This is a genomic window from Neobacillus drentensis (genome assembly GCF_036962765.1).
In the GTDB taxonomy this organism is placed as follows: domain Bacteria; phylum Bacillota; class Bacilli; order Bacillales; family Cytobacillaceae; genus Neobacillus; species Neobacillus drentensis_C.
The window spans coordinates 1-25,427 of record NZ_JBALOS010000200.1 but is presented as its reverse complement, the minus strand read 5'-3'; the positions used below and the strand labels follow the sequence as shown (position 1 = coordinate 25,427).

General features: G+C 38.2%; 28 protein-coding genes and 1 riboswitch. Of the genes, 27 read left to right on the top strand and 1 reads right to left on the bottom strand.

Annotated elements, in window-relative coordinates; translation table 11 throughout:
* The first annotated feature begins 73 nt into the window (after positions 1-73).
* The 27 genes from V7137_RS22445 (at position 74) to V7137_RS22315 (ending at position 23,378) form a co-directional block, all read left to right on the top strand.
* Positions 74-979: a hypothetical protein gene (locus V7137_RS22445; RefSeq protein ID WP_335700133.1), complete on the top strand. Its 906-nt coding sequence runs from the start codon at positions 74-76 to the stop codon at positions 977-979.
* 167 nt (positions 980-1,146) lie between these two features.
* Entirely contained in the window at positions 1,147-1,527 is a 381-nt protein-coding gene (gene fliS, locus V7137_RS22440) for a flagellar export chaperone FliS (RefSeq protein WP_335700132.1), read from the top strand.
* Positions 1,528-1,541: 14 nt separating this feature from the next.
* A complete protein-coding gene (locus V7137_RS22435; RefSeq protein WP_335700131.1) occupies positions 1,542-1,889 on the top strand; it encodes a hypothetical protein in 348 nt (115 codons plus the stop codon).
* Positions 1,890-2,102: 213 nt separating this feature from the next.
* A riboswitch (cyclic di-GMP riboswitch) is annotated at positions 2,103-2,188 on the top strand.
* Positions 2,189-2,336: 148 nt separating this feature from the next.
* Positions 2,337-2,651, top strand: a complete 315-nt coding sequence (locus V7137_RS22430) for a hypothetical protein (RefSeq protein ID WP_335700130.1) — start codon at positions 2,337-2,339, stop codon at positions 2,649-2,651.
* 158 nt (positions 2,652-2,809) lie between these two features.
* The gene (locus V7137_RS22425; RefSeq protein WP_335700129.1) at positions 2,810-3,493 is read left to right on the top strand and encodes a glucosaminidase domain-containing protein; all 684 of its coding nucleotides are present in this window, start codon (positions 2,810-2,812) and stop codon (positions 3,491-3,493) included.
* Positions 3,494-3,605: 112 nt separating this feature from the next.
* Positions 3,606-3,998, top strand: a complete 393-nt coding sequence (flgB, locus tag V7137_RS22420; protein WP_335700128.1) for a flagellar basal body rod protein FlgB — start codon at positions 3,606-3,608, stop codon at positions 3,996-3,998.
* Between the two features lie 5 nt (positions 3,999-4,003).
* Complete coding sequence (gene flgC / locus V7137_RS22415) at positions 4,004-4,459, top strand: flagellar basal body rod protein FlgC (RefSeq protein ID WP_335700127.1); 456 nt, start codon at positions 4,004-4,006, stop codon at positions 4,457-4,459.
* 11 nt (positions 4,460-4,470) lie between these two features.
* Positions 4,471-4,773 (top strand): flagellar hook-basal body complex protein FliE, encoded by a 303-nt coding sequence (fliE, locus tag V7137_RS22410; RefSeq protein WP_335700126.1) that lies wholly within the window; start codon positions 4,471-4,473, stop codon positions 4,771-4,773.
* Positions 4,774-4,804: 31 nt separating this feature from the next.
* Positions 4,805-6,394 (top strand): flagellar basal-body MS-ring/collar protein FliF, encoded by a 1,590-nt coding sequence (gene fliF / locus V7137_RS22405; RefSeq protein ID WP_335700125.1) that lies wholly within the window; start codon positions 4,805-4,807, stop codon positions 6,392-6,394.
* A gap of 5 nt (positions 6,395-6,399) precedes the next feature.
* Positions 6,400-7,410, top strand: a complete 1,011-nt coding sequence (gene fliG / locus V7137_RS22400; RefSeq protein WP_335700124.1) for a flagellar motor switch protein FliG — start codon at positions 6,400-6,402, stop codon at positions 7,408-7,410.
* Positions 7,394-8,221, top strand: a complete 828-nt coding sequence (locus V7137_RS22395) for a FliH/SctL family protein (protein ID WP_335700123.1) — start codon at positions 7,394-7,396, stop codon at positions 8,219-8,221. Before fliG ends, V7137_RS22395 begins: the two co-directional genes overlap by 17 nt.
* On the top strand, positions 8,205-9,527 hold the full coding sequence (gene fliI, locus V7137_RS22390; RefSeq protein WP_335700122.1) for a flagellar protein export ATPase FliI: 1,323 nt from the start codon (positions 8,205-8,207) through the stop codon (positions 9,525-9,527). The genes V7137_RS22395 and fliI overlap by 17 nt, the downstream gene beginning before the upstream one ends.
* Positions 9,524-9,958, top strand: a complete 435-nt coding sequence (fliJ, locus tag V7137_RS22385) for a flagellar export protein FliJ (RefSeq protein ID WP_335700121.1) — start codon at positions 9,524-9,526, stop codon at positions 9,956-9,958. The genes fliI and fliJ overlap by 4 nt, the downstream gene beginning before the upstream one ends.
* Before the next feature lie 12 nt (positions 9,959-9,970).
* Complete coding sequence (locus tag V7137_RS22380; protein WP_335700120.1) at positions 9,971-10,828, top strand: MotE family protein; 858 nt, start codon at positions 9,971-9,973, stop codon at positions 10,826-10,828.
* A 26-nt stretch (positions 10,829-10,854) separates the two neighbouring features.
* Positions 10,855-11,421: a flagellar biosynthetic protein FliO gene (locus V7137_RS22375; protein WP_335700119.1), complete on the top strand. Its 567-nt coding sequence runs from the start codon at positions 10,855-10,857 to the stop codon at positions 11,419-11,421.
* Between the two features lie 145 nt (positions 11,422-11,566).
* On the top strand, positions 11,567-12,175 hold the full coding sequence (fliP, locus tag V7137_RS22370; protein WP_420490163.1) for a flagellar type III secretion system pore protein FliP: 609 nt from the start codon (positions 11,567-11,569) through the stop codon (positions 12,173-12,175).
* Positions 12,176-12,190: 15 nt separating this feature from the next.
* Positions 12,191-12,460, top strand: a complete 270-nt coding sequence (gene fliQ / locus V7137_RS22365; RefSeq protein WP_335700118.1) for a flagellar biosynthesis protein FliQ — start codon at positions 12,191-12,193, stop codon at positions 12,458-12,460.
* Between the two features lie 3 nt (positions 12,461-12,463).
* The gene (gene fliR / locus V7137_RS22360) at positions 12,464-13,240 is read left to right on the top strand and encodes a flagellar biosynthetic protein FliR (protein WP_335700117.1); all 777 of its coding nucleotides are present in this window, start codon (positions 12,464-12,466) and stop codon (positions 13,238-13,240) included.
* A 4-nt stretch (positions 13,241-13,244) separates the two neighbouring features.
* Positions 13,245-14,339: a flagellar biosynthesis protein FlhB gene (gene flhB, locus V7137_RS22355; RefSeq protein WP_335700116.1), complete on the top strand. Its 1,095-nt coding sequence runs from the start codon at positions 13,245-13,247 to the stop codon at positions 14,337-14,339.
* On the top strand, positions 14,336-16,369 hold the full coding sequence (gene flhA / locus V7137_RS22350; RefSeq protein WP_335700115.1) for a flagellar biosynthesis protein FlhA: 2,034 nt from the start codon (positions 14,336-14,338) through the stop codon (positions 16,367-16,369). Before flhB ends, flhA begins: the two co-directional genes overlap by 4 nt.
* The gene (flhF, locus tag V7137_RS22345; RefSeq protein ID WP_335700114.1) at positions 16,366-17,670 is read left to right on the top strand and encodes a flagellar biosynthesis protein FlhF; all 1,305 of its coding nucleotides are present in this window, start codon (positions 16,366-16,368) and stop codon (positions 17,668-17,670) included. The genes flhA and flhF overlap by 4 nt, the downstream gene beginning before the upstream one ends.
* Before the next feature lies 1 nt (position 17,671).
* The gene (locus V7137_RS22340; protein ID WP_335700113.1) at positions 17,672-18,577 is read left to right on the top strand and encodes a MinD/ParA family protein; all 906 of its coding nucleotides are present in this window, start codon (positions 17,672-17,674) and stop codon (positions 18,575-18,577) included.
* 17 nt (positions 18,578-18,594) lie between these two features.
* Positions 18,595-18,918: a hypothetical protein gene (locus tag V7137_RS22335; RefSeq protein WP_335700112.1), complete on the top strand. Its 324-nt coding sequence runs from the start codon at positions 18,595-18,597 to the stop codon at positions 18,916-18,918.
* 63 nt (positions 18,919-18,981) lie between these two features.
* On the top strand, positions 18,982-19,785 hold the full coding sequence (locus tag V7137_RS22330; protein WP_335700111.1) for a sigma-70 family RNA polymerase sigma factor: 804 nt from the start codon (positions 18,982-18,984) through the stop codon (positions 19,783-19,785).
* A 327-nt stretch (positions 19,786-20,112) separates the two neighbouring features.
* Positions 20,113-21,048, top strand: coding sequence for a manganese-dependent inorganic pyrophosphatase (locus V7137_RS22325; RefSeq protein WP_335700110.1), 936 nt, complete (start codon positions 20,113-20,115; stop codon positions 21,046-21,048).
* Between the two features lie 149 nt (positions 21,049-21,197).
* Entirely contained in the window at positions 21,198-22,031 is an 834-nt protein-coding gene (locus tag V7137_RS22320; RefSeq protein WP_335700109.1) for a DMT family transporter, read from the top strand.
* A 30-nt stretch (positions 22,032-22,061) separates the two neighbouring features.
* On the top strand, positions 22,062-23,378 hold the full coding sequence (locus V7137_RS22315) for a uracil/xanthine transporter (protein WP_335700108.1): 1,317 nt from the start codon (positions 22,062-22,064) through the stop codon (positions 23,376-23,378).
* 55 nt (positions 23,379-23,433) lie between these two features.
* On the opposite strand, the gene V7137_RS22310 is transcribed toward V7137_RS22315, so the two are convergent.
* Positions 23,434-25,278: a helix-turn-helix domain-containing protein gene (locus V7137_RS22310; RefSeq protein ID WP_335700107.1), complete on the bottom strand. Its 1,845-nt coding sequence runs from the start codon at positions 25,276-25,278 to the stop codon at positions 23,434-23,436.
* Positions 25,279-25,427 lie beyond the last annotated feature (149 nt).

Sequence of the window (25,427 nt, the reverse complement as noted above, 5' to 3'; positions counted from 1 at the left end):
TTTTAGGAAGTAAGGTTAATATTTTGCTTAAAACCAAGACGTTCATTTCAATAACCATGTAGGAGGTATTCTTATGAGTTTCAAAAATGCACTATTTGAGCTGAAAGAAGCATTAGCCAAACAAGAATTTGGACAATCAGAAGAGGCTTTCATCCATGAGTTGGAGAATAAAAACAATTTGAGTTCGGGATCATTGGTTTTTTATTTTAACAATTTGATGATTTTAAGCATGAACAATATAGAAAATAGTAGTCAAAATCTTGAAGATACGAAAAAGATCAACCGAAAATGGATGAAAAATGAAATAGAATTTATGTTTGAATATATTAAGGTCCGCCAAGAAGAAGGTGCTCTGAATATAACAGAGATTATGGAAGAGACGGCCCAACTGTTAAATCGCGGTTACCAGTCTGTGAACTATAAATATTATTCCATCATAAAAGCCAATGAAAAGAAACAAGCATCCAATCAAAATGCTTATCAGTTTACAACTATTTCTCATCGCGATGTTCCTGTGACATCAGTTGAAGCAATCAAAGACACGAGCATTCCTGCTCAAACTAATCAAATGAACCCTTCACAAGAAAGTGATTTACTGGACATTTTGTCAGGGTTAATTACTAATGTACAACAGATTCCTAGTATTAACTTAAATGAAATGCTAAGGGGTTTATACCAATTAACGAATATGGCTCTTCAGAATCAAGAAGCAACGGAACAGGTTGAGAAAATGAAATCAACCATTAATCTTGAGAAAGAAGCGCTACGAGATAAATTGGCGAAACAGGAACAACAATTATTGCAGGAGAAAAAACGCAATGATGAATTACAAATAGAGGTTTCAAAGTTAGCTAAAGAGATTACTGCATTTAATAAGTTAGGGGATGCAGCAAAAATTCAAAATCTTAAATCCTACAATCAAAGACTTAATTATTTAATTGATGGATTTGGGATCGTCCTCCAGGTTGCAGCTAAATGATTGAATAAAAAAGATAATCCATTTTCCCGTTGGATTATCTTTTTTATTGGTTGTGTTAAAGGTTATAAATAAGCACGAAAATTTTTTTCTTATGGGCTTAACTTTTTTACGTCTTATCCGATAACCAATAGTAATTAGGAAATGTATTTAAAAAGGAGCAATTCATCATGGTTTTAAATAATCCTTATCAAACTTATCAAAAACAAGCAGTTACAACATCTAAACCTGAGGATTTAACCTATATGCTATATCAAGGATTGGTTAAATTTATAAGATTATCTAAAAATGCTTTGCAAAATAATAACCTGGAAGAAAGTAATAGCAATAATTTACGGGCGCAAGATATTCTAAGTGAGTTAATAGTTACCTTAAAACCTGGATATGACATGTCGGATTCGTTATTATCCATGTATGACTATATGAAATCACGTTTGATTGAAGCAAATCTGAGTAAAAACGTGGACAAACTAGTTGAAGTCGAAGAGTTTGCTTTAGAATTAACAGAAACTTGGTCAGCTGCTATGAAACTAAGTAAAACTAAAAGCTAAGGTTTGTGATGAAAATGGACAAATTAATTGAGGCTATACATGAAATTACAGAAAACATGAAACGATGTTTAGACGAAGAAAATTTTGTGGAATTTGAGAAATTGTTAACTGAGCGCCATATGTTAATGACTAGAGTGGATGAACTGAAGAAAAAGGATATGAATTTTGAATATTCTTCAAGTGCAAAACAATGTTTGAAAGATATACAAGCCATTGATCAGCTTATGGCAACGCGAGTAGAAAAAAGTGTATCGGAAACGAAATTTCTAATTAATCAAATGAAAAAGCAAAAACAGGTTTCGAAACAATATAATCCTTCTATCAAACAAACAAACGGAGTATTTTTAGACTCCAAATGGTAAATGATCACTACCAACTGGAACAGAAAATTAGGATATCGATAGTAAAAATGTCAAAATACGACAAAAATTTCGCTAGTCCAAAGGAAAACAATTGGAAATAGTGCTATATACCTACGTTGTTCGACAAGAAATGATAAAATAGTCTGATATTCGATATTGGTAAAACATTCTATTATTTGATATAGAGATTAGTTCGGACACTAAAACATTAAATCTCGATCAAGGCAAAACTGATGAAAATCAGTGGCGCAAAGCTATAGGGGCTAAGGAGAAATTGACTATGCCAGCCAGCTGCCTAAAGATAGGGTGTTTTTCCTAGGTATTAAATGTCTACAAAGGTATAGGACTTCTATACCTGCAAAGCATTTTTTTCGGATAACCCCCCTTCGGTAAAGGCGGGGTTATTTTTATACTCTTTAACAACTGGTTAAAGGAGAGGGCGAAAAAATGTTCCAGCAACAAGTGGAAAATGAAAAACGAGTGAATCACAAGATTTTAGACTTTTTGGAATATAGAAAGAAGAAACCCTTCTTTATGAAACCAGTTAGAGTGACAATTGGATATCCGATCAATTGCTCCTATTATATTGTGAAAAATATTGTATATATGGGAAAGCAAATTTTAGCGATGAAGGAAGAACTTAATACTAATTCCATTGTTTTAGTAGAAGGGCAAATTGAAAATGGTCAACTAACATGCGTTTCTATGCTTTCAGAAGAGTGTTTAGGTGACGTAAGTAGGATGTTAGAAGGGGCCATTTAAAATGCAGTTGGAACATGGAAACGAAAAGGGAAAATAATACTGCTTTACTGTGCGTGACCACGGAACCAAATCGTAGTCACGCATCTTTTCTGTCAAAATCCTTGTGATTAGGTTAAAGCATTCAAGATAACATTCTATTCAATGTAAGGAGGATTCCATTGATAATTGGTGATGATTGGTTTACAAAATCTATGTTTATTAATACATTATCCCGTAATGAGCAAATAAAAACACAAATGGCGGACACTAATACCGATTTTAGCAAGCTCTTTACTACTGTCTTAAATGAAATAATGCAAAAAGAGTTGCCATCATCGAATACTCCAGCTCTTCAATCGTTTGTAGATCATATGCAATCGAATAATTTAAATTATTCGAATAGTATTTCAAATGTGGGATTGCCGAATATGACTAACAATACGAACGAACAGTTACGCTATCAATCGATCAGTTCTGAAAAAATTAATCAGATCCTTGATGGGAAGCTAAAAGGAATGGGCGAAGCATTTGTAAGAGCAGGTCAAAAATATAATGTCAATCCCGCATTATTAACAGCAATTGCCCAACACGAAACAGGAAATGGATCATCAAAAGCAGCCTATATAAAGAATAATGTCGCTGGTATGATGGGTAAAAACGGGTTGAAGTCCTATTCCTCCATTGAAGAAAGTATTATGGATATGGCTCGAAATATAAGTAAAAATTATTTGGGGATTGGCTTCACAAGTATTGCTAAAATTGCTGAGAAATATGCCCCAATCGGAGCAGGAAATGACCCTAATGGCTTAAACAATCATTGGGTAAATGGTGTAAGCCAATTTTTTGGACATCTTAAAGTGTAAAAAAAGTTATAGATTTAGGAACATTTTTTTAGTATATTGTTGAATGGATGTTAAATATTTTGATTGCTATCGAAATTGTTCAAAGTTTTTCAGGTGGAAAGGAGGAGGACCATTGAATAATATTAGCCTCCTGCATCAGGCACTTAATGCTTCTAGTTTACGCCAACAGGTTATTTCAAATAATATTTCAAACGCAGAAACACCAGGTTATAAAGCAAAACAAGTAGTGTTCGAAGATATACTGAAAAAACACCTTACAAATCAATCGAAATTTGTTGGTATTCGTTCAGACTCTAAACATTTGGTGATTGGGAATTCAGCGGATATTCCAACAGCCAATATTGTCGAGAATACAAATTCCGTGATTCAAAATAATAAGAATAACGTAGATATTGATGAAGAGATGACACGTATGGGAAAAAATTCACTCTGGTATTATACGCTTACAGAACAAATTAACAGTGAATTCCAACAATTGTCGATTGCCATTAAAGGAAGGAGTTAAGGAGAATGTTTGATTCATTGAATATTAGTGCTTCAGCCTTAACAGCTCAGCGGCTTCGAATGGATGTCGTTTCTTCCAATATAGCCAATGCTGAAACAACAAGGGGAACGTATGTTAATGGTAAATGGGAACCATACAGGCGGAAGTTGGTCATGATGGAGCCGAGGGAAAAATCCTTTAATCAAATCTTACAAGGTGAATTACAAAAACAAACAGAATCAAAAACTCAGTTTCAAGGAGTAAGAGTATCTGGAATTGTTGATGATAAGTCACCATTCAAACCGGTGTACGATCCAACTAATCCTGATGCCAATACCGAGGGATATGTCATGATGCCCAATGTGGATGTATCAAAGGAAATGATCGATTTACTTGCTGCCTCAAGAGCATATGAAGCAAATGTCACGGCCTTCAATACGGGCAAGTCGATGATGTTAAAAGCACTTGAAGTGGGTCGTTAGGAGGAATATAAATGAGCGGCATTTCAGGCATTAATAGTGGTTTAATCAAAATTAATCAAAATCCTTTTCAAAAAGTAGAATCCTCTGCAGCAAAAACTTCATTTGCAAATGTACTCCAAGGTTATTTGGAAAATGTGGACACAACAGTGAAGCAGGCTTCTGATCTTACTGTAAAAGCGGCAGCGGGAGAAGTTAACAATATTCATGATGTTACGATTGCATCACAAAAGTCAAAGGTAGCCTTAGAACTTACGGTTACGGTTAGAGATAAGGCCTTGGAAGCCTATCAAGAAATGATGCGGATGCAATTTTAAAAGAATGATAGAAAGCTAGGCAGGGTGAGAGATGAAACGATCATGGACAGATCAACTTAAACAAACAGGAGAGCTTTTCAGCAATTACTGGAAGTCAAAAAGCTCAAAACAAAAAGGACTCATCATTGGGACTTTTTTAGTTCTTTTAGTTGCCCTTTCTACCTTTATCTTTTTTGCGTCACGTCCTCAATATGTACCTTTATATACGGGACAATTATCTCAGCGTGAAGTAGGGGACATTAAGGCGGAATTGGATAAGCAGGGTTATACAGATTATAAGCTATCTGAAACTGGAACCAGTTTACAGGTTCCGCAGAAGGATGCACCTGATTTACTAGTAAGTCTTGCTTCCAAGGGATATCCGAAGGACAACAAAATTAACTATGATATTTTTGGTCAAAATCTGTCCTTTGGTGCAACCGATCGGCAATACGATATTCTAGAACGTGAAGCGATGCAAAATCAAGTGGCGGAAGTAATCAAGCATGTAGATGGGATCGCAAACGCTGAAGTAATTGTTACTTTACCTGAAAATTCCGTGTTCATTCGAGAGGGTGACGAAGAAAAAGCTAGCGCGTCTGTGATGGTAGAAGTGGAACCAGGCGCTAAACTTAGTTCCCAGCAAATAAAAGCCCTTTACACTCTAGTGGCTCGAAGTGTACCGAATCTGCCGTTAGAAAACATCACCATTATGAACCAATACAGTGAGACACTAGCTCTAAATGATGCTGACAACGAGGACGAGCCGCTGAATAAATATGATGAACAGCGTAAAGTTCAACAAAATGTTGAGCAGGATATTCAACAGGATTTGCAAGGTCTGTTAGGGAACATTCTTGGAACGGACAAAGTGTTTGTACATACATTTGTCAAGATGAATTTTGATAAAGTCAAAACAGAAGAAAAATTAGTTAAGCCAACAGATAATAATAACAACGGTATTGTTGTTAGTTCTGAAAAAACATCAAAATCCTACACGGGGTCAGGATCAATTACTGGTGGAGTAGTAGGAACCGGTGAAACAGATGTTCCTGGATACGTGGGGACGGATTCTGGCGGTGAAAACAATTATGAAGAATCGGAAAATAGGGTTAACTATGAGGTTAACCATATTAATAACGAAATCATCAAGAGTCCATATCAAATTGAGGATATTACCATCAATGTTGGTGTCGAACCTGATTCAGGTAATTCCAATACGTTATCAAGAGCAACACAAGATAATATCCGAAATATTGTCGCCAACACTGTTCGAACGGCGCTTGGTCATCCAAATCTAACTCAACAACAGATTGATGAACGAATTACCGTTTTCCCGCATAAGTTTGCAAAAAATACAGCTGCACAAAGCGCAACATCAAAAAATTGGCTGCTTATTGGTTTAGCCGCTATCGCGGGGATCCTTTTAGTGGGCGGTCTGATCTGGTGGCTAATGAGACGTAGAAGACAAAATGAAGAAGAACTTGAAGAAGAATTAGAATTTGCTGCCCCAGATAAAGAAGCTGACTATTTTGCAGAACAGGATATGAGTGTTGAAAGTCAATTAAAGAAATTACTAGAACAACGACCGGAAGATTTCTCAAAAGTAATTAGAACATGGATACATGAAGAGGAGGTATAAGTCCCATGGCTTCTGCATTAAAGTTGAATGGAAAACAAAAAACAGCAATATTGCTTATTGCAATGGGAAAGGAAGCTTCTGCAAAAGTATTCAAGTATTTGCCTGATGAAGAGATTGATCAGATTACACTTGCGATTGCAAATATTCAAAAGGTCGATCCGAAAGAAAAAGAAGAAGTTTTGAAGGAATTTCATGAAATGTGTATTGCTCAAGACTTTCTTCAAATGGGTGGTATTAGCTATGCACAGGATGTGTTAGAATCTGCCCTAGGTAAAGAGCGGGCTCAAGAGATTATTTACCGATTAACGACTCAGCTTCAAGTGAAGCCATTTGATTTTGCACGCCGAGTAGATGCTATGCAAATCTATCATTTTTTACAAAATGAGCATCCGCAGACCATTGCACTAGTGCTTGCACATTTAGAGCCACAGCAATCGTCAATGATTCTTGCATCACTCGATGATGAATTACAATCGGATGTTGCTAGAAGAATTGCCATGTTAGAGCAAACTTCCCCAGAAGTGATTAAAGAAGTAGAAAATATCTTAGAGCAAAAGCTAGCATCAACGATTCGCCATGACTTTAGTGTGGTAGGTGGAATTGACGCGATTGTCGGTATTCTTAATGGAGTTGACCGTGCGACTGAAAAGAGCATCCTAGAGCAGCTTGAACTGAAAGACGGAGAACTAGTTGAAGAGATCAAGAAACGGATGTTTGTCTTTGAAGATATTATTACCTTGGATAAACGAGCCATTCAACGTGTTATCCAAGAAGTGGACAACCAGGATTTGCTGTTGGCATTGAAAGCTTCAAGTCCAGAGGTAAAAAAGGTTATTTTCGAAAATATGTCTTCACGGATGGTCGAAACCTTCGAAGAAGAAATGCAATATCTTGGACCGGTTAGAGTCAAGGATGTTGAGGAATCACAAGGAAGAATTGTTTCCATCATTCGCCGTTTAGAAGATTCGGGCGAGTTAGTCATTGCGCGAGGTGGGTCGGATGACGTCTTATTCTAAGGTGTTTAAGTCCTCCCATCTCTCTTTGATGGAAGAAAAAAAAGTCATTACCCAGCCAAGGATATTTTTCAGCAGAAGTGAAGAAGATGCGAATCGGCAGCAGCAACTAGAGGCTGAGGTTGCTTTTGGTTATAATGCCGAGCAAATTATCCAAGAAGCAACAGAGCAAGCACAATCAATCATTGAAGCGGCCGAACAAAAGGCAAACTCACTAATAAAAGATGCAGAAGAAAGTATGAACCAATGGTGGGCAGAAAATCACCAGAAGTTAGAAAATCTTTCTCAAGAGGCCGAACAAAAAGGTTTTCAAGAAGGTTATACCACAGGAAAGCATGAAGCTGAGCTGGAAGTTCAAAGAGAATATTTAGGAAAAATAGATCAGGTTCAAAACATGCTAGAACAAGCTTTTGTACATAAAGAAGCGATTATTTCTGAAGCTGAACCATTCTTGCTCGAGCTTAGTACGGTTATTGCAACCCATATAATCAAACAGGAATTAACCACTAATCCTGATCAATTTGTTGAGTTAATTAAACAGAATATCCTTCGCTTTAAAGAAAAAGAATTTATTACCGTTTGTGTTCATCCCGATGATTTTGATTTTATTCAAGCACAACGGGCTCATCTTGTTGCCGTCGTTAATGGTGAAACAGAAGTCAAAATTATACCTGACCATTCTGTAACTTCAAAAGGATGTATCATACGCACTGCATATGGAAGTGTGGATGCGCGAATTGATACACAAATCGAGGAAATAAAAAAGGTCATTCTGGAAGCGAGAAGGGAGCCGGAAAGTGGAATTATCAGCTGAAAAATATGCCAAGCTTATTCGCAGCGTTGATCCGGTTCGTGTAAATGGAAAAATCACACAAATTATTGGGCTTACGATTGAATCTCAGGGGCCTGATGTTAGAATTGGTGAATTGTGTTCCATTTACCCAACCAATTCTCAAGTTCCCATTCAAGCGGAAGTAGTTGGTATTAGAGAAAATAAAGTTCTGCTAATGCCTCTTGGGGAGGTGCGATCTATAGGACCTGGCTGTGATGTAGTCGCAAGTGGTAAACCGATGATGGTAAAAGCAGGCCGCCATTTGCTTGGACGGGTTCTTGATGGTTTAGGTCAGCCAATCGATGGCAAACCGATGCCGGTCGGATTAGAAGAAGTTCCTACTCATGCGGTTCCACCGAACCCATTAAGCAGACCTAGGATTCATTCACCACTAGGAGTGGGAGTAAGGACAATTGATGGATTATTAACCATGGGTAAAGGCCAGCGGATGGGGATATTTGCTGGAAGTGGTGTTGGCAAAAGTACCTTGCTTGGGATGATTTCTAGAAATACAACGGCTGATGTAAATGTCATTGCGTTAATCGGAGAGAGGGGGCGGGAGGTCCTCGATTTTATCGAGCAAAACCTTGGTGAGGAAGGGTTAAAAAAATCAGTTGTCATTGTCGCAACATCTGATCAACCAGCCCTCATTCGAATCAAGGGTGCCTTAACGGCCACGTCAATAGCGGAATATTTTCGTGATCAAGGAATGGACGTAATGCTTGTAATGGATTCTGTGACCCGATTTGCTATGGCACAAAGGGAGATTGGCTTAGCAATTGGAGAACCGCCAACAACTAAAGGGTATACCCCTTCAGTATTCGCTATGCTTCCACAGTTATTAGAACGAGCTGGTACAGGACCCAAAGGATCGATTTCAGCGATTTATACTGTTTTGGTCGATGGTGATGACATGAACGAACCGATTGCAGACGCAGTTAGAGGGATATTAGATGGACACATCGTTCTCAATCGTGCCATCGGGGCAAAGGGGATTTTTCCAGCTATCGATGTGTTGAACAGTGTAAGTCGTGTCATGACGGAAATTGCCTCGGATGAACACGTAGCTGCAGCACGAAATTTTAAAAATTTATTAGCTTCCTTTCAATCTGCAGAAGATTTAATTAATATTGGGGCATACAAAAAGGGGTCTAATCGAGATATTGATTTAGCAATGCGCCTAAAGCCACAAATGGACCTTTTTTTACGGCAAGGTATCTATGAACCTTCGAAATTAGAGGATGTGGAATCCTTTTTAACATCACAATTTGGAGCGATCGCACGATGAAATTTAACTTTTCCTTTCAAAAAGTCCTTGATTTCAAAGAAAAAGAAAAAGAGATAGCTCATCAAGAATATGGCACAGTTAAACTTCAACAAACCCAGCTTGAGGAACAATTAGAAGGTCTAGAATGGATAAAGAATGAGGTTTTTAACCAATACAACCAAGTCCATCGAAAAACAGTTTGGGAGATTCAAGAATTTCAAAAAGAAATCGACCAGGTCAACGAACAAATGAAAAAGCTGGAGAATCAATCCCAGTTAATACATCAAGAAGTAGAACAAAAACACAAATTGCTCATTGAAAAAACACAGGAAGCAAAAATGTGGAATCAATGGAAAGCAAAATCCAAGGAAGCTTTTCAAAAGCAAATGGATCGACAAGAGCAAGCCATGTTGGATGAAATGGCCATCCTTCGCTATTCCCGGAGGGTATGAGGAGAGACACAAATGGAAGAAAAGCATCGCTCAAAATTAGCAAATATCATTTACATTGTTATCATTCCGTTAGTATTTACTGTCATCTTGGTGGCGATTTTACTGAAATTTATGGGCTTTTCTGTAGGGCAGACATTTCAAGAATGGGGAAATCAAATTCCATTTATTAATCAATTAGTTGCTGACCCAGCACCGGTACAGGCAGAAAATCAGGATGATACAGATTACTGGAAGAATAAATATATAACGAGCAACTCCACTATCAAAGAGACGAATCAAAAAATATCAAACTTAAAAAAAGAACTTAGTTCTAATCAAAATAAGTTAGAGGAAACGAAGCAGAAAAATGTCGATTTAGAAACTCAATTAAAAGAAAAAGAAACCCAAAAATCTCAAGAAGATTTGAAACAGGTTGCAGGAATTTACGAAAATATGTCGCCGTCTAAAGCAGCAAAAATTTTTGAAGCCATGTCTTTGGAGGATGCATCGTTAACACTAATGATGCTGGATCCGGAGCATCAAAGCAGTATTCTTGGGGGTATGAAGGATCCAAAAAAAGCTGCTCACATAACGATGATGATGAAAGTAATACCATCACTTTATGAAACAGAACAGAAAACAATCGCTGAACAAGTAAAAGAACTTGCTTTAAAACAAGAGAATCCAGCGGATACGTTATCAGAGACGATTACAGGGATGCCGCCAGCTCAATCAGCCACCATTATCCGTTCAATGATGAAAAGCAATTCGATTGTAGCCATGGACCTTATGAAAAATATCAGTATATCTACGCGGTCTCAAATCTTAACGGAAATTACCAAAGTAGACGCTAAATTAGCTACTCAAATCACTGCCGATTTAAACAACTAGAAATAACTCCAAGGAAGGAGAAAATCATGAAACGCACGATTCTTTTTTTTGTTATGTTTTTTTATCTATTATCTTTTCAATCCACAACCCTTGCCGCAGGCTCGACATCCGGCGGCGAGCCTTCCGTATATGATTCTATCCAAAAGGGCGAAACAAAATCGTCGACAAAAGCGATAAAAGCCGAGGATAGTCAATCAACTTCATTATTCCCCTTATTCTTGAAGTTTATTTTCTCGTTTATTTTGGTAATTGTATTATTGTTTGTCTTATTACGGTACTTATCAAAAAAAGGAACTGTAATACAAACAAATGGTCCAGTCCTACCTATCGGCAGTCATATGCTCGGAAATAACCGTTCCATGCAAGTCTTACTCATTGGTCAAACCATCTATATTGTTGGTGTTGGGGACGACGTAACGTTAATTCGTACGATTACCCAAGGTGAAGAGTATCAGCATCTTCTAGAAAGTTATGAAAATCAAGCTACAGATGGACAGACACCAAAATGGTTTCCAAAGGATACGAAAAAAATCTGGGATACTGTTTTTCGAAAACATTTGCAAAAAATGCACCGAGAAAATGGGGAGGAGTAGGAATATGTTAAGAAAGGTAGCTATACTTGTTCCTATTCTTTCACTTGGTTTGATTTCAGTAGTCCATGCCGCTGGTCCAGCTGATACGATCCTGCCAGGAATCGATTTTGGATCATCCAGCGACCCTGATAAAGTTTCAAATACAATGCGCATAATTTTATTAATAACAGTATTGTCCATTGCACCAGCAATTCTCGTGATGATGACCTGTTTTACGCGAATCATCGTTGTGTTTGGATTTGTACGAAATGCTTTAGGGACACAGCAGATACCTCCAAACCAAGTATTAATCGGATTATCTTTATTCATGACATTTTTTATCATGGGCCCGACATTTTCTGAAATCAATCAAAACGCACTCCAGCCTTTTCTTGCTGGGAAAATGACTCAGCAAGATGCTTACAAATCGGCAAGTGAACCGTTGAAAGAATTTATGGCTAAACAAACACGTGAAAAAGATTTAGCCCTCTTTATGGATTATGCCAAGATGAAAAAACCGAAACAAGTGAAAGATATACCTCTCACTGCATTAGTACCTGCCTATGCGATAAGTGAATTAAAAACTGCTTTTCAAATGGGGTTTATGATATTTATTCCTTTTCTTGTCATCGATATGATTGTTTCAAGTGTCCTGATGTCAATGGGGATGATGATGCTCCCGCCGGTGATGATTTCGCTTCCGTTTAAGATTCTATTATTTATTTTAGTAGATGGCTGGCATCTAATCGTTAAATCATTGCTTGTAAGTTTCTAAGAAGGGAGTTAGACCATGTCGACGGAACTAATATTACGAATTGCCCAAGAATCTATTTACACAATACTGATTGTTACCGCTCCAATAGCTGGGATTGCCTTAATTGTCGGCTTATTGGTAAGCATTTTTCAAGCGACGACTCAAATTCAGGAACAAACACTTGCTTTCGTCCCAAAAATCGTCGCCGTTTTCCTCTCCATCTTATTTTTTGGTCCGTGGATGCTGCGGCATGTGGTAGATTTCACACAAAATCTATTGGGAAATCTTTCTCAGTTTGTGGGATAAGTGATGAATATGGATGCTGCGACTTTGTGGACCCTTTTACTTATTTTTGTGCGCATCACAACGTTCATGGTAACAGCCCCATTATTTTCAGGACGTCAAATACCAAGCCAATATAAAATTGGTTTTAGTGCTGTCCTTAGTATCCTTTGTGTGGGGTTGGTTAAAGAACCGATTCCATCATTAGACGAGTCAATCATTATTGTATTAATTCTCAAAGAGTTTTTGGTTGGTATTGTACTGGGGATGGTGGGTAATATTTTGCTTTATGCGGTCCAAATGGCAGGTTCATTAATGGATGTTTTGATCGGTTTTTCCATGGCAAGTCTGTTTGACCCTACGTTTGGTTCAAGCTCTCAACTCTCAGGACGGATGCAAAATACGCTGGCACTATTAGTTTTACTAGCAACGAATGGACATCATCTCCTCATTCAAGGGATATTGACTAGTTTTGATTGGATTCCCCTTCAAGCTGCTGTTCCGGCCTTTACCGACGGCCGACTATCATCCTTTCTGCTAGACTGTGTCCAGCAGATGTTTTTAATTGGCTTTATGATGGCAGCACCAATTATTGGAACGTTGTTTCTTGTGGATGTAGCCTTGGGAATTATTGCAAGGACTGTCCCGCAGATGAACTTGTTTGCCGTTTTCCCGCCTATGAAAATTATGATTCATTTTTTCATTTATATTTTTATATTACCTAGTTTCTTTTATCTATTAAAAATCCTTTTTGAAAACATGTTTGGTTCTATGTATTCAATTTTGAAAATAATGGGGGTGTAGAAGGATGCTTCTTCGTTTAGATTTGCAATTGTTTTCTGATGAAAAGACGGAAAAAGCCACGCCAAATAAGCGTCGGGAAGTGAGAAAAAAAGGGCAAATTGCGAAGAGTCCAGAGGTTTCTTCTGCCCTCACATTATTGTTCAGTTTCTCATTTTTTATGATCAGTGGAAAGAGTTTTATTGAAGGATGCATGAATATCTATCGGCATAGTTTTCAAGAATATTTGCTTTTGAATCTATCAATCTCCAGTACCCAGTTGTTATTCAACCAGTTATTGTGGGATGTAACGAAATTGGTCTTACCTATCTTCGGGGTAGTTCTAGTTGCGGGAGTTGCAGCAAACTATATGCAGGTTGGCTTTATGTTTAATGCGGAGTCGTTAAAAATGAACTTAGGAAAATTAAACCCGCTTCAAGGGGCAAAACAGATTTTCTCCATCAGGTCAGTGGTGGAGTTAATCAAATCCATTTTGAAAATTGTCATTACATCCGTCATCGTTTTTTTGATCATATGGAAACAGAAAAATGAATTATTTTCAATTGGTGAAAAAAACCCATATGATGCTGCTAGATTTGTAGGATCACTCACCGTAAAAATTGGGGTAACTATCGCGGTCTGCTTGGTGGCACTAGCAGCAGCCGATTACTTTTATCAATGGTTTTCTCATGAAAAGAAGATCCGAATGTCGAAACAGGATATCAAAGATGAACATAAGAAGATGGAAGGCGACCCGTTAATAAAAGGGAAGAGGAGAGCCAGACAGCAACAGTTAGCTATGAATCGAATGATGCAGGATCTTCCCAAGGCTGATGTCGTAATCACCAATCCTACGCACTTCGCTGTAGCTATTAGATATGATTTCGAAACGATGGCTGCACCTGAAGTGATTGCCAAAGGAAAAGATCACATTGCCTTAAAAATGAAAGAAATCGCAAAAGAAAATAAAATTATGACGGTTGAAAACAGACCTTTGGCTCGTGCCCTTTATGCGGCAGTTGAAATCGGACAGCCAATACCAGAAGAATTGTTCAATTCCGTGGGGGAGATTTTAGCATATGTGTACTATCAGGAAGGTCGGTATAAGGGGATGATGGCATGAAATTAAAAGAGTTTTCGGTATTTATCGTAGTCATTTTGATTGTCGCTATGATGATCATTCCGCTGCCTACATTACTATTGGATTTTCTCTTAATCTTCAATATTTGTGCGTCATTGATGATTTTGTTAGTGGCTATGAATACGAAAGAACCTTTGGATTTTTCTATTTTTCCAACAGCGTTACTAATAACCACGCTATTCCGTTTAGCCCTTAATGTGTCCACAACACGTTCTATTTTATCAAAGGCTGATGGCGGTCATGTGATCGAAACATTTGGGTCCTTTGTCATTAGCGGGAGCCCGGTCATAGGCTTTATCGTGTTCCTCATTCTTGTTGTGATTCAATTTATCGTCATTACGAAGGGTTCGGAAAGGGTTGCCGAAGTTGCAGCTCGTTTCACATTAGACGCAATGCCTGGTAAGCAAATGAGTATTGATGCCGATATGAACGCTGGCCTAATTAGTGAACAAGACGCAAGAGCCCGCCGTCGAAAAATCGAAATGGAGTCGGATTTTTACGGAGCCATGGACGGGGCAAGTAAGTTTGTTAAAGGAGATGCCATCGCTGGTATTATTATTCTTTTAATTAACGTAATTGGAGGATTTATTATTGGTATTGCCATCCACGGCATGGGCTTTGCTGAAGCTGCAAGTACCTTTACCCTTTTATCAGTGGGGGATGGATTGGTAAGCCAGGTACCAGCCTTACTTATATCGACTGCTACTGGGATAACGGTTACCCGTGCTGCAACAGACGGCAGTTTGGGAAATGATATCATGCAGCAAATTTTTAATTACCCGAAGCTGCTTTACATTGTTGCAGTAACTATTTTTATGTTTGGATTATTAACACCGATTGGTCTTTTCTTAACCTTGCCAGTTGCTGGGATATTAGCGTATGGTGCCTATATCATGCAGAAAACGGCGAAAAAGGAAGAACTTCTAAATGAACAAAATGAAAATGATGTAGTGGAAGATGACATCTCGAATCCTGAAAAGGTAATAAATCTCCTGCAACTGGACACATTGGAATTAGAAATTGGATATGGATTAATTCCATTAGCCGATCAAAAACAAGGCGGGGACATTCTCGATCGAATCGTCATGATCCGTAGGCAATTTGCGATTGAATTAGGACTTGTCATTCCTACCATTCGGATTCGCGACAATTTACAATTAACACCAAATCAGTACGTGTTAAAATTCCGCGGCAATAAGATTGCAAGCGGAGAAGTATACTTGGATCACTTTCTAGCGATGAATCAAGGAGCAGACAGAGAGGGTATAGAGGGAATTCATGTCATTGAACCTGCTTTTGGATTGCCGGCGATTTGGGTCAGCATGGAGGCAAAACAAATGGCCGAACTTATGGGATATATGATTGTTGATCCTCCATCGGTGATTGCGACTCATTTAACAGAGGTATTGAAACAGCATGCATATCAATTGCTCAGAAGAGAAGAAACGAAGGAATTAATCGAAAACTTAAAAGAAACCCATCCGAATCTGGTGGAAGAATTGGTTCCAAATTTACTTTCTACAGGAGATATTCAAAAAGTATTACAAAATTTACTTCGCGAGCAAATTTCTATCCGCGATTTAGCCGCTATTTTTGAAACATTAGCTGATTATGCGGTTTATACGAAAGAACCTAGGGTTTTAACAGAATATGTGCGCCAGTCCTTGACACGACAAATTACAGAGCAATATTCAGAAGATGGAGTTATCAATGTTTTAACTGCTGGAGCCACATTAGAAAAAGGAATTTCAGACTGCATCCAGCAAACGGAGACAGGAGGATATTACCTTTCAATGGATCCACAAACATCTAGAAGGATTACAGAAGTTTTGCAGGAACAAATTGACCGAGTGGTTAAAGCAGGAGGTCTTCCGATTTTTCTCACTTCACCCAATATTCGAATGTATTTAAAACAATTTGTTGATAAAATCATGCCGACCGTACCTGTTCTAGCATATACAGAGTTGGAACCTACTATTGAGATCCAAAGTATAGGAGTGGTGAATATATGAAAACAAAGAAAATTGTTGCAGATTCTATGCCCCTAGCTTTAAAAATGGTCAGGCAGCAATTAGGTGAAAATGCCATTATTGTAAATACCAGGACGATAAACAAGGGCGGAATATTAGGGTTTTTTTCAAAACAAAAATTTGAGGTTACAGCCTATTCCATTGAAAAGGATACGTCAATGGTAGAACCGAAATTTTCATTAGAATTGAAAAATAAGCCCAGTAAACCCGTCATGAAAAAATACGAACCTAAAATCACTACCGAGGATAAAGAAGACGATAAATCGGGGTTCCATAAGAAACCCCAAGATTTATATAATTTTTACTCAAAAACGCCAGTTAACAATGAAAAATCTGTTTCCGCATCAGCCTCAAAACCTATTAAAAATGAGAGTAGAGATTCGTCAGAAACAAAGCCAAAGGAAAATGAAAATCCTTTGCTAGAGGAAATGCAGCAGATGAAAAAAATGATGATCAAGTTCATGATGAACGATCGACAGGGAGATGTTATGCCCCCAGGGATGACAAAGTGGGTCAATCAGTTAAAAAAGCAGGGTGTGGATGAGGAAATCCTCGGAGAAATAGTTAACCGTATTTTAAAGAAGTATGATTCTCCGTTCATATTGGGTGAAGAGGTGTTTGAAACGGAGTTTTTAAACATTATTGCTGGTATTATTGAGCTTAAAGTTCCTCGTACTAACTTGGTTCACGAACGCACACGCATGATTAATATAATTGGACCTACAGGTGTTGGAAAAACAACATCCATTGCCAAATTAGCTACCGAACAAGTTTTAAAACAAAAACGAAGAGTGGCGATGATAACGACGGATGTATATCGAATTGCAGCAGTAGAACAGTTAAAAACCTATGCAGCCATTCTTAATGTTCCAGTTGAAGTGGTCCGTTCCGCAAATGAACTAGAAACAGCACTTAAAAACCTTGAACACTACGATTTGATCTATATGGATACAACAGGACGCAATTATAAAGAAGTACAAAACCGTGAATCTATTAACCAATTCTTCCATCATCCTCTAGAGAGTGATAATTATTTGCTGTTAAGTATGACCACAAAATATGAGGATATGGAAGGATTGTTGGATGAGTTTTTGGAGAGCCCTATTAAAAAACTGATTCTAACAAAATATGATGAAACGTCAAGTTATGGTTCAATTTTAAATATTGCCTATAAATATCCATATCAATTATCGTATATCACCAACGGACAAAGTGTTCCTGAAGATATTACCACAATCGATGCGAAGCGGCTTGCGAGATGTCTATTAGGAAAGGATAGTTAAAATGGACCAAGCACAAAGTCTTAGAGAATATATGCATCGGTTTAATGTCCAGCAGGAACAAAAGGTTGAACTACCTGAAAAACATGCTAAACACTCTGCCCAGGTAATTACGATTACGAGTGGAAAAGGCGGAGTTGGCAAATCGAATTTCACCCTTAACTTTGCCTTAGGCTTAAATGCGGCCGGTAAAAAAATTATCGTCTTAGATTTAGATTTATCAACGGCAAATATTAATATCCTTATGGGGATAACGGCTCGTAATAGTCTTGCAGATGTCCTGCTTCGGCAAAAATCGATATGGGATGTTTTAGAAAAAGGGACGGCAGGTATCGATTATATATCGGGCGGACTTGACATTCAGGACCTAATGGAATTAGATCCAAACACATTGTCATTTTTTTGGAGTCAGATACAAGAACTGCAAACCTATGCAGATTTTATTTTACTAGACACCGGGGCGGGTATATCAAAAGAAATAATAGATTTTATTTTAGCATCGGATGAAACCATTTTGGTCACCACACCGGAACCAACTGCGATTGCTGATTCTTATGCTGTTCTGAAAACTGTTCTTCAGTTTTCAAAACAAATTCCCAAAGTTCGTTTGGTAGTAAATCGTGCTCAATCCTATAGAGAAGCCGTGGATACATCTAGAGCGATCAAAAATGCATCTAATAGTTTCTTAAAATTTAAATTGGTTACTTTGGGGTTTTTGATGGAAGACGTACATGTTCGGCAGTCAGTTCGCTCACAAATGCCATTTTTTATATCGTATCCTAATTGTGAAGCAACAAAGAACATTAGACAAATTGTTTATTCCTTTCTGCCGGATTCGAATGAATTGCCGACCAATGAAACCAAGGGGGTCCGTAGTTTTTTCGAAAAAATATTCTCATTCCGTAAGTAAAAAGAGGAGTAGAACAGATGGCTGCAAATTGGAGGCTAAACACAATCTTGGGCTTAACAGCGTTCCTTCTTACCTACATATTTTCCTATTCGAATAATATGTGGCAAACGTCATTATTTAGAGCATGTATTGGTTTTCTAGTATTCTTTCTATTAGGCTTTGTGGTCCGAATTGTTTTGAATGAAGTGAAAATAAAGAAAACCTCCAGCACGGTCGATGATCATCATACGGTTGAGGGAAGTAACATAGAACAAGAAACAAATAAGCACATAGAAGAAGTAATGGAAGAATCATTTCAACAGATTCCCCTGCACGGCTTACACAAAGGGGATAGGACATAGGTCCTGCACAATTTACACATACCATCCGTACATGGAAAGCCCAAGACCAGGAGGGGATAAACGTTGAAAGCAGGTTTAAAGGAAACTTTACCACATGATTTATTGTGGAGAACTTATCGTGAAAATCATGACTTAAGGTCACAGGAAAGCCTCGTTAGACAATATATGTATCTAGTTGAACAAATGGCTAATCGAATGAGTCAAAGCATCCCTCAGCGTATTATTCCAAAAGAGGACTTAATGGGGTTAGGGTATATTGGTTTACTTGAAGCAATTAAAAAATTTGATTATAAAAAGGGCTTTCAATTCGAAACATTTGGATTATGGAGAATAAAAGGAGCGATGCTTGATGGAATTCGTCAAATGGACTGGGTGCCGCGCGGATTAAGAGATAAAGCAAAAAAATTGAACAGTGCCTTCCGTGAAATGGAACAAAATTTGATGAGATCTCCAACCGAAGAAGAACTTAGCCAATATTTGAACATGCCGGTGGATGAAGTGGATAAAGCAATGGCAGCCATGTCCGTGTCTACTTTGCTCTCTCTTAATGAACCGATGAATTCAAATGAAGACGACGGTAAACAGCAGAGCCGTTTGGATCAGATTAGGGATGAAAATTTTGTTAACCATGATCGGCAGATGCAAATGGCGGATTTCAGGCAAATGATTGCTGCCTGCATTGATAAAATGCCTGATAATGAGAGATTAGTAATATCCTTATTGTATTACGAAGGGCTGTCTCAAGTAGAAATTGCTGAAGTATTAAATCTTACTAAGGGACGAATCTCTCAAATCCATTCCCGTGCTATCCTCCGTATAAGACATAGTTTCGAAGCCAAAGGGTATTCATTAGATTCATTCATGTAATGTTAAGTTGATAACGATGTTTTCACACACTCTTCAAAAGGGTGTTTTTTTTATTTAAAAATGCTGAAATGGTTAAACAATTACACTGTTTTTCCGAGATGATCGTTTGGAAAAGAACTTACGCTATTTAGATCGGGTTTTAAAATTTACCTATAAGTTTTTTTAATCATCGAATTTAGTTTAGCAGAATGATTATAGACTTTAATTGAATCAAATAAACTATTTTTTTTTGAATCCTGAAACAAATTATTATATAATTTTCGTTAGGGCCATTCTCAGGTCGATTGGGCTTGACCTACATAAAATAATAGGATTAGGAGAAGTAAAATGGAAAAAGTACTTATTTTCGGTCATAAAAATCCTGACACCGATACCATTTGTTCTGCGATTGCGTATGCAGACTTAAAAAAACAATTAGGACTGGATGTTGAACCTGTTCGTTTAGGACAAATCAATGGTGAAACAGAATATGCGCTTAACTATTTCAACGCTGAAGTTCCTCGTTTGGTTGAGGCCGTTGCTAGTGAAGTGAACTCCGTAATTTTAGTGGATCACAACGAGCGCCAGCAAAGTGCCAATGATATCACTGATGTTCGTGTCCTAGAAGTTATTGACCACCACCGGATTGCGAATTTTGAAACGAGCGATCCATTGTATTACCGTTGCGAGCCTGTGGGCTGTACAGCAACCATCTTAAATAAAATGTATAAAGAAAACAATAAAGAAATTAGCAAACAAATTGCAGGTTTAATGCTTTCTGCGATTATTTCTGACTCTTTATTATTTAAATCCCCAACTTGTACGCCAGAAGATGTGGCTGCAGCACGTGAGTTAGCAGAAATTGCTGGAGTGGACGCAGATGTTTATGGACTTGATATGCTTAAAGCTGGGGCAGACGTTCGCGATAAATCTATTTCTGAACTCCTAAGCCTTGATGCAAAAGGATTTGAAATGGGTTCAAGTAAAGTAGAAATCGCTCAAGTGAATGTTGTTGACACAGCAGATGTTCTTGCGCGTCAAGAAGAATTAGAAGCAGCCATCACTCAGATGATCGAAGAAAAAAACCTAGATTTATTCTTGTTTGTGGTCACAGATATTTTAACTAACGATTCAGTTGGTCTAGCTTTAGGAAGCAAAACAGCTGCTGTTGAGCAAGCATATAATGTAACACTTTCGAATAACACAGCGACATTAAAAGGTGTTGTTTCTCGTAAGAAGCAAATTGTACCTGTATTGACAGATATTTTTAATAAAGGTGTCTAATAAGTTCGGCCGTCCATGACTAGATCATGGACGGTTTTTTGTATTAATCCAAAATTCCTTCTTCCCATCGAAAAAAATTTGTTGTAATCTATTAAATATTTAGAAAATCGAAATTATTTTAAAATTTAGCGGGAGGAGGGAAATGTCGCATGCTGTTTTTGTCACTGATTAGTTCTTTTTTTAATGCACTGAATGCGCTTTATGCGAAGAGAATTGTAGGTGAAATGAAGGATAATAATAGTTTCATTGTTACATCCTTTGCATACGTAGGGTTGTTTCTAGGCTTAACATTGCCCTGGCTTTATTTATTTAAAGCTAACGTGATTTCAATTTCATTGTTGGTTTTGGTTGTCCTGTTAGATATGTTAGGAAATTTGCTTTTCTTTAAAGCGATGCAGAAAATCGAGGTATCCGTCCTTTCTGTTTACATGGCTTTAACGCCATTGTTTACGTTTATTCCAAATACCTTCTTGTATGGTTTTCATCCATTTGTACTTGTATCTGTTTTGTTTATCATGGTGGGTGTCTATTTATTGAATCTGAAAGGACGGAACCCGCTAACTCCCTTTTTTGAGTTAAAAAAAGCAGGGAATTTATTGGGGATTGCTTCAGCGGTTGTTTTCGGTGTTAGTATGGTGCCTTCGCAGCAATTACTTGTTCATGGATGGATAAATCCTGTGACACTTTACTTTTATCGTGCCTGCGGTATTGCGTTGATAACCTATCTAATTTACCGTCCAAAGGTATGGTTTCCGAGCCTACATAAACATCTTAGTTTACGTGGAATTACCGTCATCATCCAATGGGTCTGTCTGTTCACGGCATTAAAGTTTGCAGATGGGACACTAGTTGTTTCACTAGCATTCACCTCACCATTATTTGCTGTTTTCTTGGCATGGTACTATTTTAAAGAACGCATTACACCAGCTAAACTAACTGCCTGTGTGATTACTATTTTAGGAATTATTATTACAGTTGTTTAAATGGAAAACTAAAGTAAGGAGGGATGACAGTTGAACCGAAGATACACGACCACCATGTTCTTGGCTGGTCTGCAATGGTTATTTTTCATGTTTGCGAATACTGTAGTCATCCCGTTAACGATAGGGGTTGCCTTTGACTTATCAGCTGGAGAGGTTGCAAGTGCACTCCAACGATCTTTTGTCTTTACAGGTGCGTCTTGTATCCTACAAGCTGTTTTCGGTCATAAGTATCCACTAATGGAAGGGCAATCTGGCCTGTGGTGGGGAGCCATATTAAGTATTTGCGCTTCGGCCTCTTCTGCCGGTCTTAGTTTGGCAGAAGTGGGTGGTGGTCTTTCGCTTGGGATTATTTTTTCAGGCGCTTTAGTAATGATACTCGGATTTTTAGGGATGGGAAGGGTATTAAAGCGCTTGTTCACGCCAGTGGTTATGAGTACGGTGCTCTTTTTACTAGCGAGCCAATTGATTGTTATTTTTACAAAAGGAATGCTTGGATTGGGAACATCCGATCAGATTGATCTACCAACTGCAGGGCTATCTATCCTGTTAATCATTCTCGTTGTCTGGATCAATTTGAAGGGGCCTGGAGTTATTCGGAACTTTTCCATCCTAATTGGTATTGTTGCAGGATGGGGGATTCACGCCGTATTTATCCCGGCGCCTGCCGCTCATGTGAGTACATCAACGGAGTTTTTTCAGATCTTTCCCTGGGGGAAACCTAGTTTTAGCTTGGGTCTTATTCTTATGGCAGTGATCACTGGATTAGTTAATACAACCAATACTATGGCTTCGATAAAAGGGATCGAGCCCATCTTAAAGACCTCAACTACAAATGATCAGTACCGCCGCTCATTTGTGTTAACGGGGATAAATTCGATCGTTTCAGGTCTATTTGGTCTGGTCCCGTATGCTCCCTATATTTCTTCACTTGGATTTTTACAGTCTACGCTCATATTTGAGCGGGCACCCATCATTATTGGGGGAGCGATGTTTATTGTCCTTGGCTTGGTGCCTTCACTAAGCAACCTGTTTTCTACTCTGCCAATCAGTGTCGGTGATGCTGTTTTATTTGTCGCCTATTTGCAACTTTTCAGCGGTGCACTCACCAATCTGAATGGAATTCGTTTTAACCAGAGAACGATCTATCGTATCGCTGCACCGGTGTTACTGGGTATTGCAATTATGAATATTCCTTCTGAAATGTTTTCTTCACTGCCGATGCTAGTTCGTCCTCTTGTAGGGAGCGGCTTACTTGTAGGAATTTTGCTAGCGATTGTGCTAGAAAATACAATTGATTGGTCCAAACTTGAAAAAACAGTGCAAAATTCCGATAGAAAAATTAGTTAGAGAATGATAAAGGCGCCCCTTAAAACTTAGGGGCGCCGTAATATATAATATTTGTTTACACCTTTTGAGTCAGCTTTTCTTTTAAAAATGGATATAGGCTTACCGCAAGGTGAATATTCAAAAATTGTTGGCTGTCTGATAAACTTGTGGACAGAATTTCTTCAATTCGCTTTAACCGATACATCAGCGTGTTCGTATGAACATGGATGGATTCTGCTGCTTCTTTCGCATTTTGATTGTGGTCGAGATAAGCGAAAAGCGAAGGAAGGAGCTCTCCTTTTCGAGATTGATCGTATTCAAAAAGGGGTCCAAGAACTTCCGATATAAAATCGATGAGTTCCTCCTCGGTATTTTGAAGCAGCAGTCGTTGAACACCAAGTTCTTTATAACTGATTACCTGGTTTTTCCCTCCAAAGCTTTGAAGGAATTGTAAGCATTTACCTGCTTCCTGCATCGATTTCGTCACCTTTAATAAACTGGAATGGATTCTTCCGATGCCAATTGAAACAGTGGTTCCCCAATTTTTTATTTGAATTTCCTGTTGAAATTTTGATACAAGCTCCTTCACCCGCTGATGTGTGTAAGTGGTGGAAGCTTTCTGTTGAAAAGTAAGCAATACCACGATTTGATCGTGATTTCGTACCGCCATCCCCTTTAACGGATGTTTTAGAAATACGCGGTTAGCCATTTGGACAAGATGGCGGATGATACTGTTCTTTTTATGAGTGTTTTCCATTTCATCAAGCCGGATCATCAAAGCCATATAATCCCCTAAGGGATCAAAGTCCATCTGTTTTAATTTTTGAAGAATGGTGCCATCCATTTTTCCGGAAAAAAGAACATCAATTAATTCCCCGTTAATGGTTTCCTGTGCCTCAAAAATGGCTTGATCTTTTACCAATTCGAGAGAGATGACCGTACAAGCATGCTCTAATGCTGCAATCTCAACTTCACGCATTTTGTCAGGGGAAACAATAATAAGTGATCCGTAAAGTGTCGGCTTAGCCCCAATTGGAAGGATCGTAATACATTGATTTTCCTCATGCATGTTTTTTTCAAGTAATGAACGGACTTTTCCAGGTGTTTTGATCGACTCCTGGGCCAATTCCCGAATGGTAACTAATTCATCTTCGGAGAGTTGGATTTTATTAGCAGAGGAAATCATTTCGCCTAGATCATCAAATAACAAAATTGTCTGGCCGGTTGTATCGTGCAAATAGGTTATGATGGAATCCAGCCCTTCTCCATGTAATACAAGTGCAGCTAATCGATTATGGATATCAACGGAACGGGATAACATCTCATTTTGTTTGGAAATCGTATTATTTAAATCTTCCAGCTGTCTCACCGTCTCTTCCTGCTTACGGTAAAGGTTTGCTTTCTCCAGTGCAACCGCAGCCTGATGGGCAATCGCAGTTAGAAGATTAATATCCTCAGGGATAAAGTGAAGTGACGGATCAAATGAGTCCAGCGTTATTACTCCCATACATTCTCCTTTTGACAAAATTGGAGCACAAATGGATGAATAAGGGAGCGTGGGAATCGATAGATTCATAAGCTCATGATTCGTCTCCGAAAGTGTTGCTGTTGCTTTCTCCACTTCTGTTCGGTTGTGGAAAATCAAGCATTGTTGAGCAGAAAAAGCTAAGCCGGTCATGGATTCACCTGGTTTTAACCTTACCCGGGTAATTTCAGATGTAAAGTTGCTGTCAGATTTTGGAATGAGCAGATCTTGGCTAGGGTCATAAATGAATAAAACACCCCCGTGGGCCGCTTCAATGACCGAGACCGTTTGGACCATGATGGAATCAATAATTGTATCTATATCAAGAGAAGAGTTTAAAACATTGGAAACGTGAATTAATGACTGCAATTGACGATGACTAAGCGTCTCTTTCATACTGCACCTCGCATTCTAATATCTTGGAATAATGTAAAAATTACAATTTCTTTTGTTAATTGTAACAAACTATTCAACCATTTGTGTGTTTTTTATCAGGAATTATTAGTTGATAATACAATTTTTGTTCTTTTTTTGTGAGTTTACAC